Below are 19837 nucleotides of genomic sequence, written 5' to 3' on the forward strand. Positions count from 1 at the left end.
AATATTCCTGACCCTTTAGACGTAAGATGCTACTTAAAGTAACTGCGAAGCTTCTGTAAAGTTTCTTCCACGTCCGGCGTTTCGTCCATCAGCAGGTTGATACTTTGTATAGAATGGATGACTGTACTGTGATCGCGGCCACCAAAATGGTACCCGATTGACTTCAAAGGAAGATCTGTATATTCTTTGGCAAGGAACATTGCCAGCTGCCGTGGGTACACCACTTCTTTTTTGCGACTTTTACTTTTAAGGTCTGCAATCGTTACCTGAAAATAATCGGCGATCACTTCTTGAATCGTATCAATAGTGACTTCCTTATTTTCATTCATGACGATATTTTTCAGCGTATTCTTCGCCAGCTCCACATCGATTTCCCGACGCGTAAGCGAAGCCTGGGCCATTAATGAAACGATCACACCCTCTAACTCCCTTACATTGGAATTAACACTGTGTGCGATGTATTCAATCACATCGTAATCAATATAAATACCTTCCGACTGGATCTTTTTCTGAATGATCGCGATCCGGGTTTCGTAGTCCGGTGCCTGCAAATCGGCGGTAAGTCCCCATTTAAAGCGTGAAAGCAAACGATCCTGCAAGCCCTGCAGCTCTCGCGGAGGCCGGTCGCTCGTCATGATGATCTGCTTTCCGAGCTGGTGCAAATGGTTGAAGATATGAAAGAAGGTATCCTGCGTTTTTTCTTTTCCTGACAAAAACTGAACATCATCAATGGCCAGTACATCCACTTTCATATAGAAATCAGTGAAGTCCTGCAGGGTATTATTTTTTATCGAATTAATAAACTGGTTCGTAAATTTTTCGGAAGACACATACAGTACCAGCTTATTTTCATAGTGGTTCATAATGTAATTTCCGATGGCCTGTACCAAATGCGTTTTGCCCAACCCTACCCCACCGTACATCATCAATGGGTTAAACGACGTCAGACCAGGACGTTGCGCAACTGCAAAGCCGGCCGAGCGAGCGAGCCTGTTACAGTCCCCCTCGATAAAATTATCAAATGAGTAATTCGGGTTAAGATAAGTGTCCAGGTTCATTGAATCCTGGTCCTTGGTCTTGTGATTCGAGCCCATGCGCGGGTCGGTAGCAAAATTATCCGGCTTAGAATAGTTTGGCGACTTAGGTGTCGACACGTTCATGGTCAGCGGCTGGTGCTTGTCGTTTCCCTTATCGACAATGATCGAATATTCCAGCATCCCGTCGCGTCCGATCGCATAATCCAGCGCTTTCCGGAGCAGGTTCACGTAATTATCTTCCAGCCACTCATAAAAAAACTGGCTCGGAACCTGGATAGTGAGCACTTTTCCATACAGTCGCAGCGGCCGGATCGGCTCGAACCACGTCTTAAAACTTTCGTCAGGAATGTGCTGCTGAACGATCCTCAGACAGGCATTCCAGACGTGGTCCACTTCTGTATGTGTGTTAACTCTTTCCAATGTGTAATTAACCAAGACTCAGATTTTTGTTTAAGGGACGGCAAAGATATAAAAATACCTGATCTGTCAAGATTGGTCCAGGGTTCAATTTAATACCATTATGCCCGAACTCCAAGCCAATTGATAAAAACCGACGGATTAAAAAATCGGCCGCTGCGGTTTTATTTTACGTATAGTATCTGACCAAAAAGTATGGGTTCAAATTTGTAGATTTGCTCATATCGCTCACTTTTTCCCTAAGCCAAACCGACTATGCCCAGCTCACTTTTTGCAGATTTCGCGCCGGCGGATAAGGCTGTCTGGGAGAAACAGGCGCAGAGAGAATTGAAGGAGAAATTCGATTTGTCATCGAAATACAACGTTGCAGGCGCAATTTCAGTAGAAGCGTATAGCACCGCCCAAGATCTGAATTTGGAGCAAATATCAGCGATGCAGCAATGTCAGAAATCTGTTCCCGGCTGGCTCAATCTTCCCAGCATCCGGTTTGAGGATACTACAAATACCAATACTGAAATCAAAAATGCGCTTAGTTCCGGTGGAGACGGTGCATGGATCGAGCTGGGCGGCAATATGCTTTCCGCACATGATTTTTTGAGATTGTTTAAAGATATTCGTCTGAGCGATCATACTTTTTTCTTTAAAAGTACCCAGCCCGCGCACGAGCTCTTTCAGCGGCTGTCGGGGAATACTGGTTATCAATTAAAAGGTGGAATTGCATTTGATCCTATTGCAAACCGGATGCGGACCGGCGCCTCGTTCGAACCATTTCTGAGTTCTGTGGTCGGTTTGAGTGGAGATACCTTACGGTTGCCAGGCTTTCGTTCGGTTATGGTTGAATCGCATATTTACCATAATAATGGTGCAGATCCCGTTCAGGAACTTGCCTTTACACTTTCCTGCGCGGTTACCTATATGGATCTCCTGACCAATGCCGGTTTTTCTGCCGCGCAGGCATTTCATGAAATATTCTTTTCTGTTTCAATTGGCACTTCCTACCTGACTGAGATTGCCAAGCTACGTGCGCTGAGGCACTTAATAAACAAAATCACGCTCGCCTACCAGATTCCCGACGGGCAAGCAGGCACATACATACATACGCAAACTTCACACTTTTATCATTCAGACAGCGCGAGTTACACAAATCTGATCCGCACGAGCTCGGAGGCAATGAGTGCGGTGATTGGCGGATGCGACGCATTGACAGTCAGCGGGTTTCAGGATCATTTATCCAGGCCAGCCCCGCTTTCTGACCGGATCGCGAGAAACACTTCTTCCGTACTTTCTTTTGAAGGATATCTCGACCTGGTCGCCGATCCTGCCGCCGGATCTTTTAGTATCGAAATGCTGTCTCAACAACTTTCCGCAGCAGCCTGGGAGCTATTTATCGAAGTGGAAGGAAAGGGTGGACTACTCAGTTGTTTTGAAAATGGTTTTGTTCAAAAAGAACTTAGGGAATCTCTGGATAAAAAGATCAATGATTTGAATGGGACGAAAGTAATGGTAGGCCTGAATCGTTTTACAGAGCCCGAAACGGTTTCTAACCCGGGCAATAGCGGCAATATGGCGCAAACCGGCACGTCGCCTTTTTTGACGGATCTTCGACTATCCGAATGTTTTAAAAATCAGCAACAAGCATTATGAAGCCGGATTTTAAGAATATTCCTGAGCAAAAGTTTACTTCTGTTTCCACCAAAAAAAGCAATGGGAAACTTGCGACAACACGCGAAGGAATTCGCCTGCCGAGCCAGTTTACTGCCAACGATATCTCAGGTTCGGAACATATTTCGTTCGGCGCAGGTACTCCCCCATTTCTCCGGGGCCCCTACGCCAGCATGTATCTCGATCGCCCGTGGACTATTCGCCAATATGCAGGGTTTTCGACCGCCTCCGAATCCAATGCTTTTTACAAACGAAATCTGGCAGCCGGCCAAAAAGGGCTGTCAGTTGCATTTGACCTGGCTACGCACCGCGGCTACGACTCGGATCATCCCAGGGTTACCGGCGATGTAGGAAAAGCCGGGGTTGCGATCGATTCCGTGGAGGATATTAAAATGCTTTTTGATCAGATACCGCTCGATCAAATGTCTGTTTCCATGACCATGAATGGCGCTGTGATCCCGATAACAGCATTTTTTATTGTAGCGGCGGAAGAACAGGGCGTTTCGAAAGAACTGTTATCAGGTACGATCCAGAATGATATTTTGAAGGAATTCATGGTTCGCAATACCTATATATATCCACCTGCGCCTTCCATGCGGATTGTGGGCGATATATTTGCTTACACATCGCAGTTCATGCCACGTTTCAACTCGATCAGTATCAGCGGTTACCACATGCACGAAGCGGGCGCGCCGGCACATCTGGAACTGGCTTACACGCTGGCCGATGGACTGGAATATATCAGAACGGGCATTGCCGCAGGAATTGATATAGATGATTTCGCGCCGAGGCTGTCCTTTTTCTGGGGAATAGGGATGAACCATTTTATGGAAATTGCTAAAATGCGCGCTGCAAGACTATTATGGTCAAAAATCGTCAAGCAATTTGATCCTAAAAATGAAAAATCTATGGCGCTGCGCACGCATTGCCAGACCAGCGGATATAGCCTTACCGCGCAGGATCCGTACAATAATGTAGCCCGGACAACCGTAGAGGCGCTGGCAGCGGTGCTGGGGCATACGCAATCTTTACACACGAATTCACTGGATGAAGCAATGGCTTTGCCCACCGATTTTTCAGCCCGCATTGCCCGGAATACGCAGCTTTTTCTCCAATACGAAACGGATATCTGTCATTTCGTCGATCCTTGGGGAGGTTCATATTATGTAGAATTTTTGACGGATGAACTGGTAAAAAAAGCGTGGCAGTTAATCGAGGAAGTGGAGCAGATCGGCGGAATGACCAAAGCGATCGAAGCTGGTTTGCCGAAAATGCGTATTGAAGAAGCTGCTGCCCGGAAACAGGCACGGATTGATTCAGGAAAGGATATTATTGTGGGTGTAAATAAATTCAGGGTTGACGAAGAAGATGCGATTGAATTGCTGCAAATTGATAATCAAGCAGTAAGACAATCTCAAATTGATGCATTGAGCCGTATTCGTGCGCAACGGGATAGCAGGGAAGTAGCAGCGGCACTGGAAGCGATTACGAATGCTTGCAAGAGCAGCGGCGGAAAAAATATGGACACTAACCTGCTTGCGCTGGCAATCAATGCAGCCCGGGCCAGGGCTACATTAGGTGAAATTTCAGAAGCGATGGAGAAAGAATTCGGGAGGTATAAGTCTACGATCAGGTCAATTTCAGGGGTATATCAGGCGGAAGCCTCAGACAATGAGCATTTTAAAGCTGCACGAGAGCTTTCAGATCATTTTGCAGATATAGAAGGTCGCCGCCCGCGGATATTGGTGGCTAAGATGGGTCAGGATGGTCACGACAGAGGAGCGAAGGTGATTGCCACCAGTTTTGCCGACCTGGGCTTCGACGTGGATATTGGCCCCCTTTTTCAAACCCCACAAGAAGTGGCGCAACAGGCTGCCGAAAATGATGTGCACGTGATCGGCGCTTCCAGCCTCGCTGCGGGACACAAAACGCTGATCCCCGAACTGATCGATGCCCTTAAAGTGATTGGCAGGGCTGATATTATGGTGATTGCCGGCGGCGTGATTCCCCCTCAGGATTATCAGTTTTTGTACGATGCGGGTGTGAAGGGTATTTTCGGACCGGGGACGATTATTTCAGTAGCTGCACAAAAGATCCTTACTGATCTGATGCAGGAGCATTAATTAGAACGCCCAAAAACGAGAGAAGTGCAGTTTCCACCGAAACCGAATGAGTTGGAAAGCGCGTACCGTATCGGGCGGTTCGCTTCGAATTCCATCAAAGGCGCCGTATCGAATGTTCTCACGGGATTAGTGATATTCAGACTCGGATAAAGTTCGGAGTGGAGAATGCTGAGAATACTGTAAATCGCCTCTACGGCACCCGCCGCACCAAGCGTATGTCCGGTAAACGATTTGGTTGAATTGAACGGCGGTATTTCCCCAAACAGCTCATGCAAACCAAACAGCTCAACGTCGTCATTATTATTAGTGCCCGTGCCGTGCGCATTGACATAATCAATCTCTTCAGAGCCAATTCCCGCCATCGTAATCGCCTCTTTCATGCAGCGAATCGCGCCTATTGCTTCGTCCGACATTGCGGAAGGGTGGTACGCGTCATTTGCATTGCCGTAACCCAACATTTCTGCATAAACTTTTTTACCAGCGGCGCATTCCTCAGATTCTAGTACAAGATATGCGGCTCCCTCGCCCAGGTTCAACCCGTCGCGGTTCTCATCAAAAGGCTTACAGGCCGATTCAGAAAGGATTTTTAGTGCATTGAAACCATTGACCGTATATTTTGCAAGGCTATCAACCCCCCCGACGATTACCCGCTTCGCCCGGCCGGTTTTAATCAATCTCGCGCCAAGCATAATGGCATTTGCCGAAGAAGAACAAGCGGTATTGATCGTGTCTGTAAATCCGCTGATCTGATATCTGTCCACCAGCCTAAGTGTATGTGCGGAACATCCGTACGCATCCAGGTATTCCGAACCGCTGGATTTCATATTCGCATCGTCGTAAAGCTGGTCGGTAAGGCACATTCCTCCGACGGTACTTGCCGAGATAAAAGCAGTATTGGCGTCAGAAAGTTGTTCTCTCGTGAGACCGGCATCCTGGATTGCCTCTTCGAATGCCTTGCTGGCCAGCAGACAGGTTCTGGTATACCCAAGGCTGTCTTCCAGGCCAAGTAAGGCTTTCAATTTATCATTGGAAATGCGGCATTCCCCAAACGGAAGCTTGGAGGCATATTGCGATTCAAAGTAGGTTGCGTCTCCTATTCCAGTACGCCCGGCGCGAAGGCTCTCATGGTTTTGAGAGAGATTTTCTCCAATGGCAGAGATAATGCCCATTCCGGTAACCAGGACTCTTCCCATGATCAGGCAACTTTTGTATTGGCAAGAATATATTCCGCCATGTGGTTAACGTCAATCAGAATCTTTCTGCCCTCTGCCGGATTTTTGATTTTAATACCATATTCTCTTTCCAACAGCACGACAAGTTCCAGAGAATCAATCGAATCCAATCCCAAATCACCGCCGAATAGCGGTTCATCGTCCTTGATATCTTCCGGATTGACGTCCAATAAATTAAGATACTGTACAATCTGCCCTTTTAAAATGGGCTTCAAACTTATTATGTCCATATGAGTAGTTAAATGCTGCGGAGGCCAAACTTAAATAATTCTTTCGAGCCTGAGTTTAAAATATGTCGCGAGCTGGCAAATCAGTATAAAAATCCCTAAAAAAGAAAATACCAGCCCAAGCTCTTTCCAGCTTCCTCCTTTTAAAAACAATACATAAAATCCTTCCAGGCACCAGTGGAGCGGCGAAAAGTTGCTCGCATACTGCATAAATCCCGGCATGACAAACGTCGGCACCAGGATTCCGCCGATCGCGCCGAAAATGATAATGGATATAGCGCCGAAGCCGTTGGCCTGCTGTTCTGTTTTGGAGAAAGCGCCGATCATAAGGGCGTAACTAACTGCGGCCATGCTACTTACAAATACAACTGCTATTAATGCAAGAAAATTATCAGGTACCGATAACGTCGGAAGTCCGAGCTTAGGCAGTATCCAGATACCCATTGAGAAAGTGAGTGCCACCTGAAAAACAGCCACAATTACGTAAATAGCCATTTTACTAAACATGACCAGCATAAATGTAGTCGGCATAGTCTTCAAACGCAGGAAGCTGCCATTTACCCGCTCCTTTACAATATTACTGCCCAGAGAAACAACCATAAAAAACATCGCGAATATCGTCCACGCTGGTACATTATGCTGGGTTGAATTAGGTAATGCAGTCGAGTTATTATTGCTGGCGACAATCTGATCGATCTTCACCCGGTTCAAGATCATTTTTTTCTTCAATACCTCTGATTTGTCACCCAGGTCCATATTCGCATACATTCTATCGATCATTAGTGAGTTTTCGATCATGCTCATGTACGACTGCACAATACCCATCACCGACTGGCTGTAATTATCCTGTAAAACGGGATCGTGGTAAAAAGACAGCCTGGGCATATCGACCTTTTCTTTTCCGATAGAATCGTATTCAAGTCCAAGATCGTCCATAAGTATATTGCTCACGTCCCCTGCATTGCTTTCCAGCCCGGCCGAAAATTTTTCCGGGATAAATAACGCGATCATCTTGCCTCTCGCAAGCAGCTCGGAACGTAAAGATTGTTGTGGGATCTGATCCTGGCTATCGATCTTGAAAAGGGAGGAGCTTTTAAGCGCTTTTACCAGCTTATGACCTTCCCCACCCTTGTCATGGTTAACTACCAGCAACGGAATCTGGTTTTCGTTCACCATTTTATAGGCGCTATCCTGGATGATCGTAATGATAAAGACAAGCAAAAGCGGCATCAAAAACATCAGGGCCAAACCCGTCTTATCGTTGATAAGCAGTAAAAATTCTTTACGAAGTGAGGAAAATAATTTGAACATCCTAGTCCCTGTAGGCGTCTCCGGTCAGGTTGATAAATAATGATTGCAGGCTGGCTACATGGTGCTCAGTTTTCAGCGCCTGTATCTCTCCTTTAGCAATAACCTTACCATGATCTATCAACGCGATATTTTTGCAGAACTCCTCCGCTTCCGACATGTGGTGGGAAGTATAAATAATAGTAGTGCCAGTTTCATTTACCGATTGCAGATACCGAATAATCGCATTTCTGCTTTGCACGTCGACGCCTACTGTAGGTTCGTCGAGAAATAAAATCGCCGGCTCATGAATAATGCCGATCGCTAAATTCACCCGCCGTTTCATCCCGCCCGAAAACGTCTCAACCTTATTATCAGCCGCTTTCGCAAGGCCCAGTACTTGGAGCAGATACTCCCGCCGCTCTTCCAGTTTGGTTTTGGGAATATTATACATCGCCCCGAAATAGTCAAGATTCTGGCGCGGGCTCAATTCCTGGTAAAATGCGTATTCCTGCGGGACGAAGCCGATCCTGGATTTTCGCTGAGATTCAGATAGTGATTGACCGTCGACATAAAAACTGATATCGCCGGAAGTAGCGGGCACAATGCCGCAGAGAATGGATATTAATGTGGTTTTTCCCGCACCGTTTGGCCCCAGCAAACCAAATACGTCACCAGTTAAGATATTCAGGGAAACGTCCGAGAGGCTACTTTCCTGAGCACCTTTGTATTTTTTCGAAACATGCTGAATTTCAATACACACCCGACCGCCTGATTCCATCATCCTGTTCACTTCCCGAGGTTAAATCTGGAAAGCTTTTGAAATGCTTCCTTTTCTACGAGACGAATATCCACGAGCATATCGGCAATCTCTTCAAAATCTTTCTGTTCGGTGAGGCGACCTTTATAAACGCCGGCCATTTTGATCGCACTGGCTCTCCACATATCCCCGGCTTTGGTAAAATCTTCTGAAACTTGTAACAGCCTGTCATCCTGCATGTAAGCAGCAGCCTCTTCCAGAAATGCACCGTATAGAAACCGGAATCCTCCGCCGCCCGTGCCGATCTCTTCCTGCATGCGAACGATCTGGCCGAGATATAAGCTGGCTTTTTTCAGCCCCAATTTATCCCGCCATTTCCGGATGTGACCGGCAGTATGCCTGATCCCGTCCACGCCCGCGAAATTTCCCGGAATTCGCAGCATATCACGCACATTGCGGTTAATACCTTTCACAATTCCCTTCCGGATCGTGTCCTCAGAAATCTTCTTTACGCTTTCGGGAAAGTAAATATGTCCCTTTGGAGCAAGCGGCCCTTGCGCAAATCGCACGCGGGTCAGTTCTTCGCGTGAAAGTGAGGTAACGTCTTCCATAACCGGATCGCTTATCATATAGCGATTGTCTTCACTTCCATAAACGATCAGGTTGTGCGCATTGAAGTGAAAACGGTATTCTTTGGGGAAATAAGTCAGGTGAAATACGCCGACCTGGCAACCTACGGGCACGCCTTCTTTTACTTTTTGATCTAAAAAAGCTTCCGCCGCAACCGGATTAGAAAATTTTTTGCGGGTAACTTCTACTCCAAGCGATTTACAAGTTCTTTTAAATATCGCCCCCGGCATGGTTCTGAATGAAATAGCAGGACCGTTATTAATAGTCAGAAAAGGAATTTGAATATAAAAAAGACCCGATCCCATTCCGAATGCGAGTGGTTCGGTCATAAAATCCAGGCCGTGATACTGAAGCAGTGCTGTGGTAACGCCATTTTCGCAATGCGCTGTCTGTACATGATGAAATGCATCAGTCGTGCTATCAATATTCACTGTTTCAACCTTTAAAATTTTTCAACTCACTTACAGTAATGTCGAAGGCACTGGCGTATTTGGCCAATTGACGTTCGCTGAGATCTTTGAAAACAGAAGGTTTAAAATGTCTTTTCGTGAAGAAGGTAAAATTTCCCGTATAACCTGAAAGTACTCCCACGTCCATTAATCTCAATTCCATAAAATAGTAAATCGGGCTTTTTTCGCCATTCATTACTGCTTTCCTTGCTTCTTCAATCCGCTCATTCACTTCAACCCAGGCACTGTCGAGTGCATCCTTTTTCACATTCCAGCCGTCGCTCAATGCAGTTTCGTACTTCCCATCTTCATTTTTGACGTAACAGACTTCCCGGGTCAACCTGGAAAGTGCGCCGGGCTCCTGTGGCAAATCTTCCTTTTTCATGTCGACAAGATTTCAAAACAGAAATTTGGTAGGACTAATACACCAAGTTAATAAAAATATATTTTAGCAAACTGTCAGCAAACAGAACATATATGAGAACCTCGAACTTTCAGGAACTGCTAACAGAATCTTTTCGCCCTTTTTAAGCAATCCGCAGTTAAATATCTCTTCAACCATCATGTAAATAGATGCCGCTCCCACATTTCCCGCCGACGCCAGATTCGTAAACCATTTCTCCTTGGGCACGGGAATTCCATTTTCATTCAAGGTATCTTCTATTTTACTCTCAAAAAAGTAAGAGGAAATGTGCGGAAGGAAATAATCGACGTCATCCATCGTCACCCCCTTTTCAAGCAATATACTTTTAAGGTTTGAAAACCCAAGCTTTACAATTTTTTCACTTAACAGCTTGACATCCTGCTTAATGCTGAAAATTGACTTTTCAAGAATTTCCTCATTGGAGAAATCCTTGTAGCTCTTCAAAGTTCCGTCTTCCTGCTTGTGCGCACCCATATACATACACGCTTCCTCTTCGTTAGCAAATGAGCAACCCTCAATCCATTCAATTTTAAGAGACGGTCCATTCGGGTTGGGTTCGCCTTCGATCAGGAATGCACCAGCGCCATCGGAAAGCATCCAGCGCAGGAAATCCTTGTCAAAAGATACATATGGATTTTGTTCCAGGCGGATCAGCTGCTGCACTTCCTCCTCAAACTGCCCAGCACGCAAAGAAGGCGAAAACCGCTCAGAAGCCGCAGCAACAGCCATTTTCTTATCTTTCAACTTAATGGACATGTAGGCATATTTCAGCGCATGCATACCTGCACAGCACACACCGGATGGTGAAACCACTTCGATCATACCCGTTTCAGGCAACCACCCGTGGATCATTACCCCGTGAGAAGGCATGATCTGATCCGGACTGGACGTTCCGCAACTCAGCAAGTCAACATTTTTGATTTTCTCAGGATCGGATGCAAAAAGACCTTTCACTGCGAGTGCGGCCATTTCGGCGTTGGTGTGTGTCGGCTCTCCGTCCCTCGTGTAGGCGTAATATCGGCTCTTGATCCTGTTATTCCTTAAAACGATTGATTTTGACTTAGAGGGTTTGCCGTTTATAAATCCTAAATACTGCTCCATTTCCTCATTGGGTACGGATTCATTCGGAAGAAATTTAGCAGCTCTGGTAATGTATGCTTCTGACATTGTACTGGTAAGTATTGACTCTAATAAGTGATGGCTCTGTTATATCTACAAAATGTGTAAAATTCTTCGACTAAGCGACTCCGTAAAAATACTCCTTTTCCTTCTTTATTTTACTTTGCATAAAAGGCGCTATCAAAACGAAATAGAACGTCAATATGATAGGAGATGCTACAAAAAGAGCTATTAATAAGTAATATTTAAACAAATTGACGAAAAATTTTCGCTTCTCCGGTGTTGTTCCTTTTTTCTTGATCAGTCCTGCCCATATCTTAAAAATCTTCTTCCCGCGCATTTCGATAAACCAGATGTCGGTAGGAATCTCAATAAGCCCCAAAGATAATATCTGTTTTTGCAGATTGCCGAAGTCATTGGTTTTGAGCGCATTATTCACAATTAAACCAAATCGGCCCGCACCGTCAATATCGCTTTGACCTACTCCCGGAACGGGCAGCAGATTCCATTTCCGCTCCTTGCGGCCCGTCAACATCCAGTGGAAAATAGTGAGCACACTGATCAGGTTCGGCTCGCGATCCATTAATGGAATATTCCCAACCAAAGTACCGCCGGCTTCACGAATGTATTTCTTAATGCTTTCCTGAGAATTTAGCCACATATTTCGCCCACCTATAATGGTCACAACCGGAGTTCCGTTCAATTTCCTCTGGAACTCAGGATCTTGCAAAAGTGACGTGATGGGTAATGATGGGGAAAGGAACCAGGGTTGATAGCCGATCACAATGATATCGTACTTATCCCAACCGTAGTTAATGGGCTCTAATCGAATTGGTTCCTCTAAAACACATTCCGGCATGGTGTCATAAAACACCTCACTTGTCCAGGGAAAGTTTATGGGCTTTACCGGCTTTATTATTATTCTCTCAACTTGTGAGGGATCAAAAGGTGCTAAAAAATTATCGATGATCTCATGCAACTGTCCGGATTGCGAGTAATTAACAACTAGTACTTTCGCCATTTAACTATCGATACAAATATTTTTATTTCAAATCAGCAGCTTTCAGGACTTTCGAATCCTTCGCGTAGTCTGCTATAATCGCTTTCAATCCTTCATCCAGCCTCGCGTAACCCGCCATTACTGCTTTCTTGTCTTCGTCGATCTGCTTATTATATTTCAAAACGTTGGGTGCATGTTCCTGAATGGTTAGTCTCAGAAACCGAAACTCTACTTTGTCAGGATTTTGTTTAATCTCATTTTCCAGCAACTGCGCCCCTTTTTTGAAGGTATTCACTTTGGCTTTTACACCTTTTAAAAAACCAGCCTTTTTCATCGTCAATGCGCCGATGTAAGCGCTGTTCTGAGCGGTAGATTTTTCAGATTCCAGCAGGGAGATCATTTTATCAATCGTTTTCTCTTCGCCTGACGATAGTGCTTGGTAAACAGATTTTTTGTCAACCAGAACCGCTCCGAAACCATTTGAAAACATTAGAAACAACAAAAACCAACCAATCGATGACCTTCTCATAGCTTTGCTATCTACGTTTAGTATTCCAAAAAGGATTAAGCATTCCGCTTTTTCCTGCATTCCAGAATAGTATGATAGCTGTCTCCGATCAGGGGATAAGTTTCGACGACTTCCAGGCCCGCCTTCCCGATTAACTCCTTCATTACGCCAATCCGGTACATTTTACTGTTACCGTTGGCCATAATAGTAAAGTACAGGGACGTCGCTACCAGACTGTAATGTGCAGCAGGATAATTCTGGTTATCAAAAAATGGTTCCAGAATGAAGATCGTCGTATCCTCAGAAGCCGCCTGACATGCATTATCCAGAATCTGAACAATCTGCTCCTTTGAGAAACAATCCAGAAACTGGCTCATCCATATTACGTCCGCTCCCTCCGGAATTCTCTGCGTGGTATCCAGCAGGTCGATCGGATGAAAATCAATGCGTTCCAACAAATTTTTCTTTGTCGCATTTGCTTTCGCTACCCTAAGCTGGACCGGCAGGTCGAGTATCTTGATCCTGACATTTGGATCGTGTGCGCAACATGCAAAAGACCATTTTCCGGTATTGCCGCCTATATCAAAAATTTGTTTCGGGTTTTTCTTGAAAACAATTTTCAGCGCCTCAGGAAAAGCATTATCTGAATAGTAGTGATCAAATTCAAACCACGATGTTTTCGCTGGCTCGGGAAGCACGGAAAGCCCCTGATAGATCGTGGGCCAGTCGCCTAGCGTTTTCAATCCTTCGGGTTTGCCGTTGACGAAACTTTCGGTCATATTCTTGGCGCCCAGGTAGCAAACATCATTCATAAAATTGATGTTGACCCGTGTCATTTCATCTTTCAGAAGAAAAAAGCCCACTTTGGTGATCCTGACATTATCTTCCTCTATCTCAATCACTCCAAGGATCTCCGCCGCTTCCAGCAACAAATGGATACTATATTCCGAAGCTTCCAGTTTTTCAACGATCTTGTCTATTTCGACACCCTTTCTGTTTTCGCTGATAAATTGCAAAATCCCCAGGTCCCGCAAAGCGACTACCGACTGGAAATAAATCGGCCCGAATGCTATCTTTTGTGCTTCATACTTAGCCTCAACGGCGGACATTTCTTTTTTCATTATTTGCGTTTAAGGTTCCTGATTTTCCGGAGAAGAGGGTATCATCCGGTCTTTATATTTTCTCCTTAATTTTTTCGTTTTCAGATCTTCCTCGTGCCACTCAATGTATTTGCCCATTGTCCCCTGAAAACGCTGGAAAAAGTTTTCTCTGTCGGAAAGCTTCTGAAAATTCTCCGCAATCGCATTGGTCACGTCGATTTTTGGTTCGTACAAATTAAGCGTTTTTACCGTATCGATCACCGTAGGCAATAACCCGATCGGCAGCTCGAAGCGTTTGATAAACCGTTTCATATAGCTCGACTGAATAGGATCAGTAGAGAGTGCGATTTTTGTAAAACCCTGATCCTTAGCCAGCCTGTACGAATAATAGATATTTTCGGTACTGTGCTGCGCTCTTTCTTCTGTAAAAAGATGCTCGCGGGGCACGCCCAGCGCTTCCGCATAGTTGGCCATCACACGGCTCTCAATATACTTCGTCGCAACCGCCGATCCGGAGAAAATTATGTTTTTGGTATAACCTTTGGAATATAGGTAATGCGCCCAGTGGATCCTCAGCTGCAACACCATATCCCACTTTTTACCGTCGTAAGGAAAACCCGGCACGACGATCGCATCGTAGGGTTGCTGCTTCATTCCCTTGTGATATTCCTTCTCAGCTGAGCGGTAGAGCATTTTGCCACATCCCGACAAAAATAAGGAAAGGATACCCGAAAGGATCAAGGTCGTGATCTTCACAATAGAGGTTATCAATTTAAACAGTAAGCTGTGAAATGTTCACCGAAGCGGCAAGCAGATCACAGCTTATCAAGTAACGATATGGTATCGGTATTGAATTCTGGTTTTAAAAATAAGCAATTCTCTTTATTTTCTATCCTTTGAACGCTTTACGCCACTTCATATAAAGCCTGGAATCGATCTCCTGATTGACCTTATACACAGCTCCGGCCCAATAGTTACGAAATCCAAAGCCGCCCGCTTTTCCTTCAACGCGCTCAGTGTGAAGTACTTTTTGTGTTTTAAGATCAATGAACGTGACCCAGGCGCTCATTCTTTCGGCAGTTTTACTCAAACTTTCTACCACATATACGACACCTACCCCATCCTTTTCGCTCAATGCATATTCTGATACCGATTTTCTTACCTGCTCTTCCGTAATCGCGTGTTCCGTTTCAGTGATATTTTCAGCCACATTAACCGATTTGTTCAATTTCACCATATCCTCTACTCTGGAAACATATTGATCGTCTGCCAGACTAAACGCTTTTTGAAGTGAGAATTTCTTCGGCTCCATTTCGATCAGATTGTTCCAGCTTACTATATGTTGGTTCTGGATCGCGGTAGGATCCGTAAAACCCACAGCGCCTACGTATTTAGCCTGCGTAAAATCCAGCCCCAGGAAAACCAGCTTCGTTTTTCGGGCGAACAGGTCCGCCATCGTATTATCCGCCAACACCGCCCCCGCATTACATAGCAGCACAGCAAAAAGTATCAACGTTTTCATCGTGTTAGATATTGAAGTGAACTACTATTTAAGCTTCTTGTCCAGAAATGCCGAGAGTGTTTTTCCTGCTTTTGCATAAGATTCGGCGAGCCGCGCGCCGGTATCGAAATCCATTCCCATTGCCATAGATCCAGGTACGTTCCGCATACCGAGTTCAGCCACTTTGGTAGATTTATTGTTTGATTCAACAATATCGATCTCGTAATCCACGTAAGCATTTTTACGCATTACCCCTACATTAAAACCCGGTTCCACAAACTTGGTGCGCACGATCATCGTGTAAGTCGCGTCCGGCCGGGACTGGATTACCTGCACCCCTTTTTCACCTAAACCTTTGTTAAAGAGCTCTTCAAACTTTGGCTCAAAACGGTTCTTGCGATCGTCGACCCAGGCCTTTTTCCAGGCATCGCCTTTACCAGCTTCTTTTGAATTATATTCCCCTGCCTTTTTATCAAGATACTCCTGTTCTGTCGCAAACTTACCTACTCCGAAACTGGAATAATCATACTCGACATTGATGGTTTTCTGACCGGATAACACACCTACATCTCCCGAGCGAAGCTCAACCCGCTGCGCGTTCGCAACATGCAGGCCAAGTGCAAAAATGGCCACTACGGCCTTAAAAAGGAACTTTTTCATGGACTATTATTGAGTTTATAAAAATGATAGGGTTCAAATATATATCAATTTTTCAGGTTTGCGTTTTTCCTGGCGGAAGATTCGGAACGTAAGTTCTTCAGCGGTTATAAACTCGAAAAGGGGCGTCACACGGAGCTTGGATTTGAATAGGGAATGCAGCATTTCCCGGAATGCGGCGGTATTTAAATGCAAAGCCAGGAGAATCGTAATCTCATCATTTCCAAACTCATTTTTAGAAACAACCACCTGATATAGCTCTATTTCCTTCACCATATCCAATACATCAAAAATGGCAGGCGGAAAGATAGTAGTCCCCTTGAACTTGATCATTTGCTGCTTCCTGCCCATTACCGGGCCGAGCCGCGGACTGGTTCGCCCGCACGCGCACGGACTATAATATACATGACACAAATCACCCGTTCGATACCGGATCAAAGGCATTCCTTCCACGCCCAATGTGGTGATCACCACTTCGCCCAATACACCCTCTGCCACTGCACGATCCTGCTCGTCTACCACCTCCAAAACGAGCAGATCCGGATTCAGGTGACCGCCCTTACCTTCGCTGCATTCAGTAAATGCAGCGCCCATTTCGGTGGAAGCGTAGGTCGAATACAGCTTCACATCCCATTGCGAAGTAATCCTTTTCCCCAGTTCATTATAGGTAAAATCCTGGTTACGGATCGGTTCACCAATACAGATTATAGATTTTATCGTTGAAGATTTGAAGTCGATCCCATTTGCGACAGCGTAGTCTATCAGTCTGGGTATAAAAGAAGGAATAGCGATAATTACAGTCGGTGAAAATCGCTGGATTGACTCCCATTGCAGAAACGGAGCGCCCGGTCCTACCCGGATCATCCCTGCCCCCATTTTCCGCGCGCCCATCCAGTAAGCCAGTCCTGCCATAAACCGCCTGTCGATCGTGGTCATAAGCTGGTAAATATCCAGCTCCGTACCTCCCGCGCACCGGAAAGAGGCGGCTTCATTGGTCGCCAGTCTTTCAATATCGGAGTCCGTAAGATAGAATGCGACGGGGTCACTTAACGTGCCGGATGTGGTTACAAAGTCGGCGATCCGGCTTTTAGGAACACACAGAAAATCATCGTTTGCGGCTGCCAGATCGTCTTTTGTCGTAAAAGGCAGCACCGCCAGATCTTCTATATTCAATATGGTTTCAATATCCACGCCGCGTTCGCGGAACACTTTCTGGTAGTAAGGCGAATGGTCGCTCACGTAGGATAAAAGATATTTGAGCTGGTTCTCCTGCGCTTCGCGGTAGGCAACTTTGTTCATTTCGTTTCTTTTTTTGAGAAGAACGGTCCGTGTTTTATTTTGCTGGCTTCGGAAATCTTACGTTTGATAGCGCGCTCTTCCTGGGCGGACGAAACGTCGAACTTCAATGCTTCCCGGTAATAAATGAGGGCTTTCTTGGAATTTTCTTTTTTCTGGAAATAGTCGCCCAGCGATAAATAGGTGACGTAGCTTTTGGGATTATTTTCTACAAAATCATGCTCGGCCGCCTGTGTCAGGTCAAACGGAATATCCATGAGAACGTACTTGTTAATTTTCTGCCTGGTCTTTTTAAATGCTTCAAAACGTTTGTAATCAGACGATTCCAGGAATGGATCTGCATCAACTCCCTGAGAACCTTCTCCAAACTTTCCCTTGCCAGAAAACACCGCATTCAGATCATAATGGATAAATTCACCCAGCTGGTAAGGTGGTGTGGAAATCCACATTTCCTTTTTTTCAGGTTTAAATAAAATCCCGTGGTGCGCGATCAGCTGGTTCAATGATTTGGCATTTCCGTAACCGATAAACTTATCATCCACGCCATTTTTATCTCTCAGTATCGCCGCCGCGTCTTTAATATCCAGCGGATAAGAACGTTTCATAAGCTGGTTCATCCGGTCAAACCTCGACTTGGAATCCGAACTAGCTATATTCTTAATATTGACCGAATCTTTTACAAAAGCTGGCCCCTGATAGTGATTCGCGCACACCAGGTAATCCTGCCCCGATTCATAAATACCCATTTTCTTCGGCGACTTTTCAATGATCACCGCCTTTTGATCCGCGGCAGAACCGATCAAAAGAGATTCCGACACGAAAGTTTCACTCCGCTGCGCAATCTGATTAGCCTCTTCAATCGTCCCCGCATATTGCAATATTTCGCGCGCAAGTATCGATATTGGTTCCTTTGCCGTAAATGGAATATCCGATTTGGAAGCATTTAATGTAACCGTAATGCCCTTTTCATTCATTCCCGAAACCACGCCCGTGAGCCCGGCCCAGGCGTAAGACGCGAAACTGTAACCTTTGTCCGGCTTCATGAACACGATCAGCTTATCCTCGGCGAAAGCATCGCCCATGTAAAAATCGAAATTCCGCGCGATAAGCAGCGTCGAATCGCTTGAAAGCCCATTATTCACCGCAAATGAAGTGCAGCCGACAACTACATTCATGTCCGTCAGCGCGTGTCCAATATCGTGGGCCGCATGGTAGTTTAATATCCGATAATATTTAGGAGCTATGTAATTGAATTTATCGGAAAACGACTGTGACACACCGTATATCTCCTGCTGGTTTTCATCAGGAATATATTTGTAAATATCCCGGTTAAACCAGCCTACAAATCCGCGCAATACCTGTAAAAAAACAAAACTGGGAATGAGCTCATTGATCTGCCCTACAAAATGAACTTCCTGTTTTTCCATCAATTCCTTTGCAAGAATTCCGTAAATCAGCCCGCGTTCGTAAGGCGCACCTTCCAGGTACATCTCCCAGATACCGTGCTTATTTTTCCTGAGCCAGCAATTTCCAACCGCATAATGGTCTTTCCCAAGCTGCATGCGCTTGTAACTGTCGAGAGTTTTATTACTTTCAATTTTCGGAGTCGGCAGATTGATCCGCCACAGAAAAATGCCAAATAGAACGCCGATTACCAGGAGGATAATAGAAACAGCTTTGAGGGCAGATCTTAGAACTTTGTTTCTGGGCAACATAAATTGTTCATCACACAGCCGGATAAGAACAAGCTGTTTTACATTCAAAATTAACAATAAATGGGGATCTGTTATATAAAAACCATCGCACCCGGCGCCCTGCTGGGAATGTGGCACATGACAGAATCCTGGCAGGAGCTTGCATCCCAGGTCGATCTTCCTGCGCCGGAAATGGATAAATTGACTTCTATTCAAAAAGATAAAAGAAAAATCGAATGGTTATCCTGCCGGCTGTTACTTCAAAAAATGATCAGCTCGTCGCCGGTTGTGCGCCACGACTCGAACCGAAAACCGTATATCCCAGACAGTAATATTCAACTGTCTATATCCCATTCAGGTGAATATGCGAGTGTCTATATCAATAATTCCAGATCTGTGGGCGTGGATATCCAGGAAATGAAACCGTCGATTTCGAAGGGAATTGACTATTTTTTGAATGCGGAAGAACAGCAATGGATCGATGCGGCCGACAATCTGCTTTTGCATTTAATGTGGTCGGCCAAGGAATCGGCCTTCAAATATGCCGGTAATGCGGATCTGGATTTAAAAAAACACTTTACGATTAGCCATTTTGAACGCAACCAAAATGGTCAGTTTGAGGTTTTGATTTCAAATCAGAGAGAATTGGAGCGACTGGATATTGCTTACGATACTTTCGAAAATTACGTTTTGACCTGGACGCTGTAACTTCAC

19 protein-coding genes are annotated in these 19837 nt (G+C 45.3%); 3 read left to right on the forward strand and 16 right to left on the reverse strand.

The window, feature by feature from the left end:
• Window positions 1-29 precede the first annotated feature (29 nt).
• Window positions 30-1472 (reverse strand): chromosomal replication initiator protein DnaA, encoded by a 1443-nt coding sequence (gene dnaA, locus KOD92_RS19635; RefSeq protein ID WP_229254764.1) that lies wholly within the window; start codon window positions 1470-1472, stop codon window positions 30-32.
• Between the two features lie 237 nt (window positions 1473-1709).
• On the opposite strand from dnaA, the gene KOD92_RS19640 reads away from it, so the two are divergent.
• The gene (locus KOD92_RS19640; RefSeq protein ID WP_215235299.1) at window positions 1710-3098 is read left to right on the forward strand and encodes a methylmalonyl-CoA mutase family protein; all 1389 of its coding nucleotides are present in this window, start codon (window positions 1710-1712) and stop codon (window positions 3096-3098) included.
• The gene (scpA, locus tag KOD92_RS19645; RefSeq protein WP_215235300.1) at window positions 3095-5239 is read left to right on the forward strand and encodes a methylmalonyl-CoA mutase; all 2145 of its coding nucleotides are present in this window, start codon (window positions 3095-3097) and stop codon (window positions 5237-5239) included. The genes KOD92_RS19640 and scpA overlap by 4 nt, the downstream gene beginning before the upstream one ends.
• Here the strand turns inward: scpA and KOD92_RS19650 are convergent.
• From KOD92_RS19650 to KOD92_RS19720, 15 genes are all read right to left on the reverse strand, one after another.
• Entirely contained in the window at window positions 5236-6432 is a 1197-nt protein-coding gene (locus KOD92_RS19650; RefSeq protein ID WP_215235301.1) for a beta-ketoacyl-[acyl-carrier-protein] synthase family protein, read from the reverse strand. The two genes, scpA and KOD92_RS19650, sit on opposite strands and share 4 nt — an antisense overlap.
• A gap of 2 nt (window positions 6433-6434) precedes the next feature.
• A complete protein-coding gene (locus KOD92_RS19655) occupies window positions 6435-6701 on the reverse strand; it encodes a phosphopantetheine-binding protein (RefSeq protein WP_215235302.1) in 267 nt (88 codons plus the stop codon).
• A gap of 30 nt (window positions 6702-6731) precedes the next feature.
• Window positions 6732-8009: an ABC transporter permease gene (locus KOD92_RS19660; RefSeq protein ID WP_215235303.1), complete on the reverse strand. Its 1278-nt coding sequence runs from the start codon at window positions 8007-8009 to the stop codon at window positions 6732-6734.
• Between the two features lies 1 nt (window position 8010).
• Window positions 8011-8769, reverse strand: coding sequence for an ABC transporter ATP-binding protein (locus KOD92_RS19665; protein WP_229254784.1), 759 nt, complete (start codon window positions 8767-8769; stop codon window positions 8011-8013).
• Window positions 8770-8774: 5 nt separating this feature from the next.
• Window positions 8775-9806, reverse strand: coding sequence for a BtrH N-terminal domain-containing protein (locus tag KOD92_RS19670; protein WP_215235304.1), 1032 nt, complete (start codon window positions 9804-9806; stop codon window positions 8775-8777).
• Between the two features lie 4 nt (window positions 9807-9810).
• Entirely contained in the window at window positions 9811-10209 is a 399-nt protein-coding gene (locus tag KOD92_RS19675) for a hypothetical protein (RefSeq protein ID WP_215235305.1), read from the reverse strand.
• Window positions 10210-10272: 63 nt separating this feature from the next.
• Window positions 10273-11415 carry a beta-ketoacyl-ACP synthase III gene (locus KOD92_RS19680; protein WP_215235306.1) on the reverse strand — a complete coding sequence of 381 codons (1143 nt, stop codon included), beginning with the start codon at window positions 11413-11415 and terminating at the stop codon, window positions 10273-10275.
• Window positions 11416-11485: 70 nt separating this feature from the next.
• Entirely contained in the window at window positions 11486-12388 is a 903-nt protein-coding gene (locus tag KOD92_RS19685) for a hypothetical protein (RefSeq protein WP_215235307.1), read from the reverse strand.
• 22 nt (window positions 12389-12410) lie between these two features.
• Window positions 12411-12896 carry a hypothetical protein gene (locus tag KOD92_RS19690; RefSeq protein WP_215235308.1) on the reverse strand — a complete coding sequence of 162 codons (486 nt, stop codon included), beginning with the start codon at window positions 12894-12896 and terminating at the stop codon, window positions 12411-12413.
• 35 nt (window positions 12897-12931) lie between these two features.
• The gene (locus tag KOD92_RS19695) at window positions 12932-13996 is read right to left on the reverse strand and encodes a methyltransferase (RefSeq protein ID WP_215235309.1); all 1065 of its coding nucleotides are present in this window, start codon (window positions 13994-13996) and stop codon (window positions 12932-12934) included.
• A 9-nt stretch (window positions 13997-14005) separates the two neighbouring features.
• Window positions 14006-14731, reverse strand: coding sequence for a YdcF family protein (locus KOD92_RS19700; protein ID WP_229254765.1), 726 nt, complete (start codon window positions 14729-14731; stop codon window positions 14006-14008).
• Window positions 14732-14864: 133 nt separating this feature from the next.
• Window positions 14865-15497 carry a hypothetical protein gene (locus KOD92_RS19705; protein WP_215235310.1) on the reverse strand — a complete coding sequence of 211 codons (633 nt, stop codon included), beginning with the start codon at window positions 15495-15497 and terminating at the stop codon, window positions 14865-14867.
• A gap of 24 nt (window positions 15498-15521) precedes the next feature.
• Window positions 15522-16136 carry a hypothetical protein gene (locus KOD92_RS19710; protein ID WP_215235311.1) on the reverse strand — a complete coding sequence of 205 codons (615 nt, stop codon included), beginning with the start codon at window positions 16134-16136 and terminating at the stop codon, window positions 15522-15524.
• 33 nt (window positions 16137-16169) lie between these two features.
• Window positions 16170-17432: a phenylacetate--CoA ligase family protein gene (locus tag KOD92_RS19715; protein ID WP_215235312.1), complete on the reverse strand. Its 1263-nt coding sequence runs from the start codon at window positions 17430-17432 to the stop codon at window positions 16170-16172.
• Window positions 17429-19144, reverse strand: a complete 1716-nt coding sequence (locus KOD92_RS19720; RefSeq protein WP_215235313.1) for a C45 family autoproteolytic acyltransferase/hydolase — start codon at window positions 19142-19144, stop codon at window positions 17429-17431. Before KOD92_RS19720 ends, KOD92_RS19715 begins: the two co-directional genes overlap by 4 nt.
• A 60-nt stretch (window positions 19145-19204) precedes the next feature.
• Between KOD92_RS19720 and KOD92_RS19725 the strand changes: the two genes are divergently transcribed.
• Window positions 19205-19831, forward strand: coding sequence for a 4'-phosphopantetheinyl transferase family protein (locus KOD92_RS19725; protein ID WP_215235314.1), 627 nt, complete (start codon window positions 19205-19207; stop codon window positions 19829-19831).
• The last annotated feature ends 6 nt before the right edge of the window (window positions 19832-19837 follow it).

It is taken from the genome of Dyadobacter linearis (genome assembly GCF_907165045.1).
GTDB classification, from domain to species: Bacteria; Bacteroidota; Bacteroidia; order Cytophagales; family Spirosomataceae; genus Dyadobacter; species Dyadobacter linearis.

Coding starts and splice junctions, on each gene's coding strand:
- KOD92_RS19640 (WP_215235299.1), top strand. CDS start 1,710: ATGCCCAGCTCACTTTTTGCAGATTTCGCGCCGGCGGATAAGGCTGTC.
- scpA (WP_215235300.1), top strand. CDS start 3,095: ATGAAGCCGGATTTTAAGAATATTCCTGAGCAAAAGTTTACTTCTGTT.
- KOD92_RS19650 (WP_215235301.1), bottom strand. CDS start 6,432: ATGGGAAGAGTCCTGGTTACCGGAATGGGCATTATCTCTGCCATTGGA.
- KOD92_RS19655 (WP_215235302.1), bottom strand. CDS start 6,701: ATGGACATAATAAGTTTGAAGCCCATTTTAAAAGGGCAGATTGTACAG.
- KOD92_RS19660 (WP_215235303.1), bottom strand. CDS start 8,009: ATGTTCAAATTATTTTCCTCACTTCGTAAAGAATTTTTACTGCTTATC.
- KOD92_RS19665 (WP_229254784.1), bottom strand. CDS start 8,769: ATGATGGAATCAGGCGGTCGGGTGTGTATTGAAATTCAGCATGTTTCG.
- KOD92_RS19675 (WP_215235305.1), bottom strand. CDS start 10,209: ATGAAAAAGGAAGATTTGCCACAGGAGCCCGGCGCACTTTCCAGGTTG.
- KOD92_RS19680 (WP_215235306.1), bottom strand. CDS start 11,415: ATGTCAGAAGCATACATTACCAGAGCTGCTAAATTTCTTCCGAATGAA.
- KOD92_RS19685 (WP_215235307.1), bottom strand. CDS start 12,388: ATGGCGAAAGTACTAGTTGTTAATTACTCGCAATCCGGACAGTTGCAT.
- KOD92_RS19690 (WP_215235308.1), bottom strand. CDS start 12,896: ATGAGAAGGTCATCGATTGGTTGGTTTTTGTTGTTTCTAATGTTTTCA.
- KOD92_RS19695 (WP_215235309.1), bottom strand. CDS start 13,996: ATGAAAAAAGAAATGTCCGCCGTTGAGGCTAAGTATGAAGCACAAAAG.
- KOD92_RS19705 (WP_215235310.1), bottom strand. CDS start 15,497: ATGAAAACGTTGATACTTTTTGCTGTGCTGCTATGTAATGCGGGGGCG.
- KOD92_RS19710 (WP_215235311.1), bottom strand. CDS start 16,136: ATGAAAAAGTTCCTTTTTAAGGCCGTAGTGGCCATTTTTGCACTTGGC.
- KOD92_RS19715 (WP_215235312.1), bottom strand. CDS start 17,432: ATGAACAAAGTTGCCTACCGCGAAGCGCAGGAGAACCAGCTCAAATAT.
- KOD92_RS19720 (WP_215235313.1), bottom strand. CDS start 19,144: ATGTTGCCCAGAAACAAAGTTCTAAGATCTGCCCTCAAAGCTGTTTCT.
- KOD92_RS19725 (WP_215235314.1), top strand. CDS start 19,205: ATGGGGATCTGTTATATAAAAACCATCGCACCCGGCGCCCTGCTGGGA.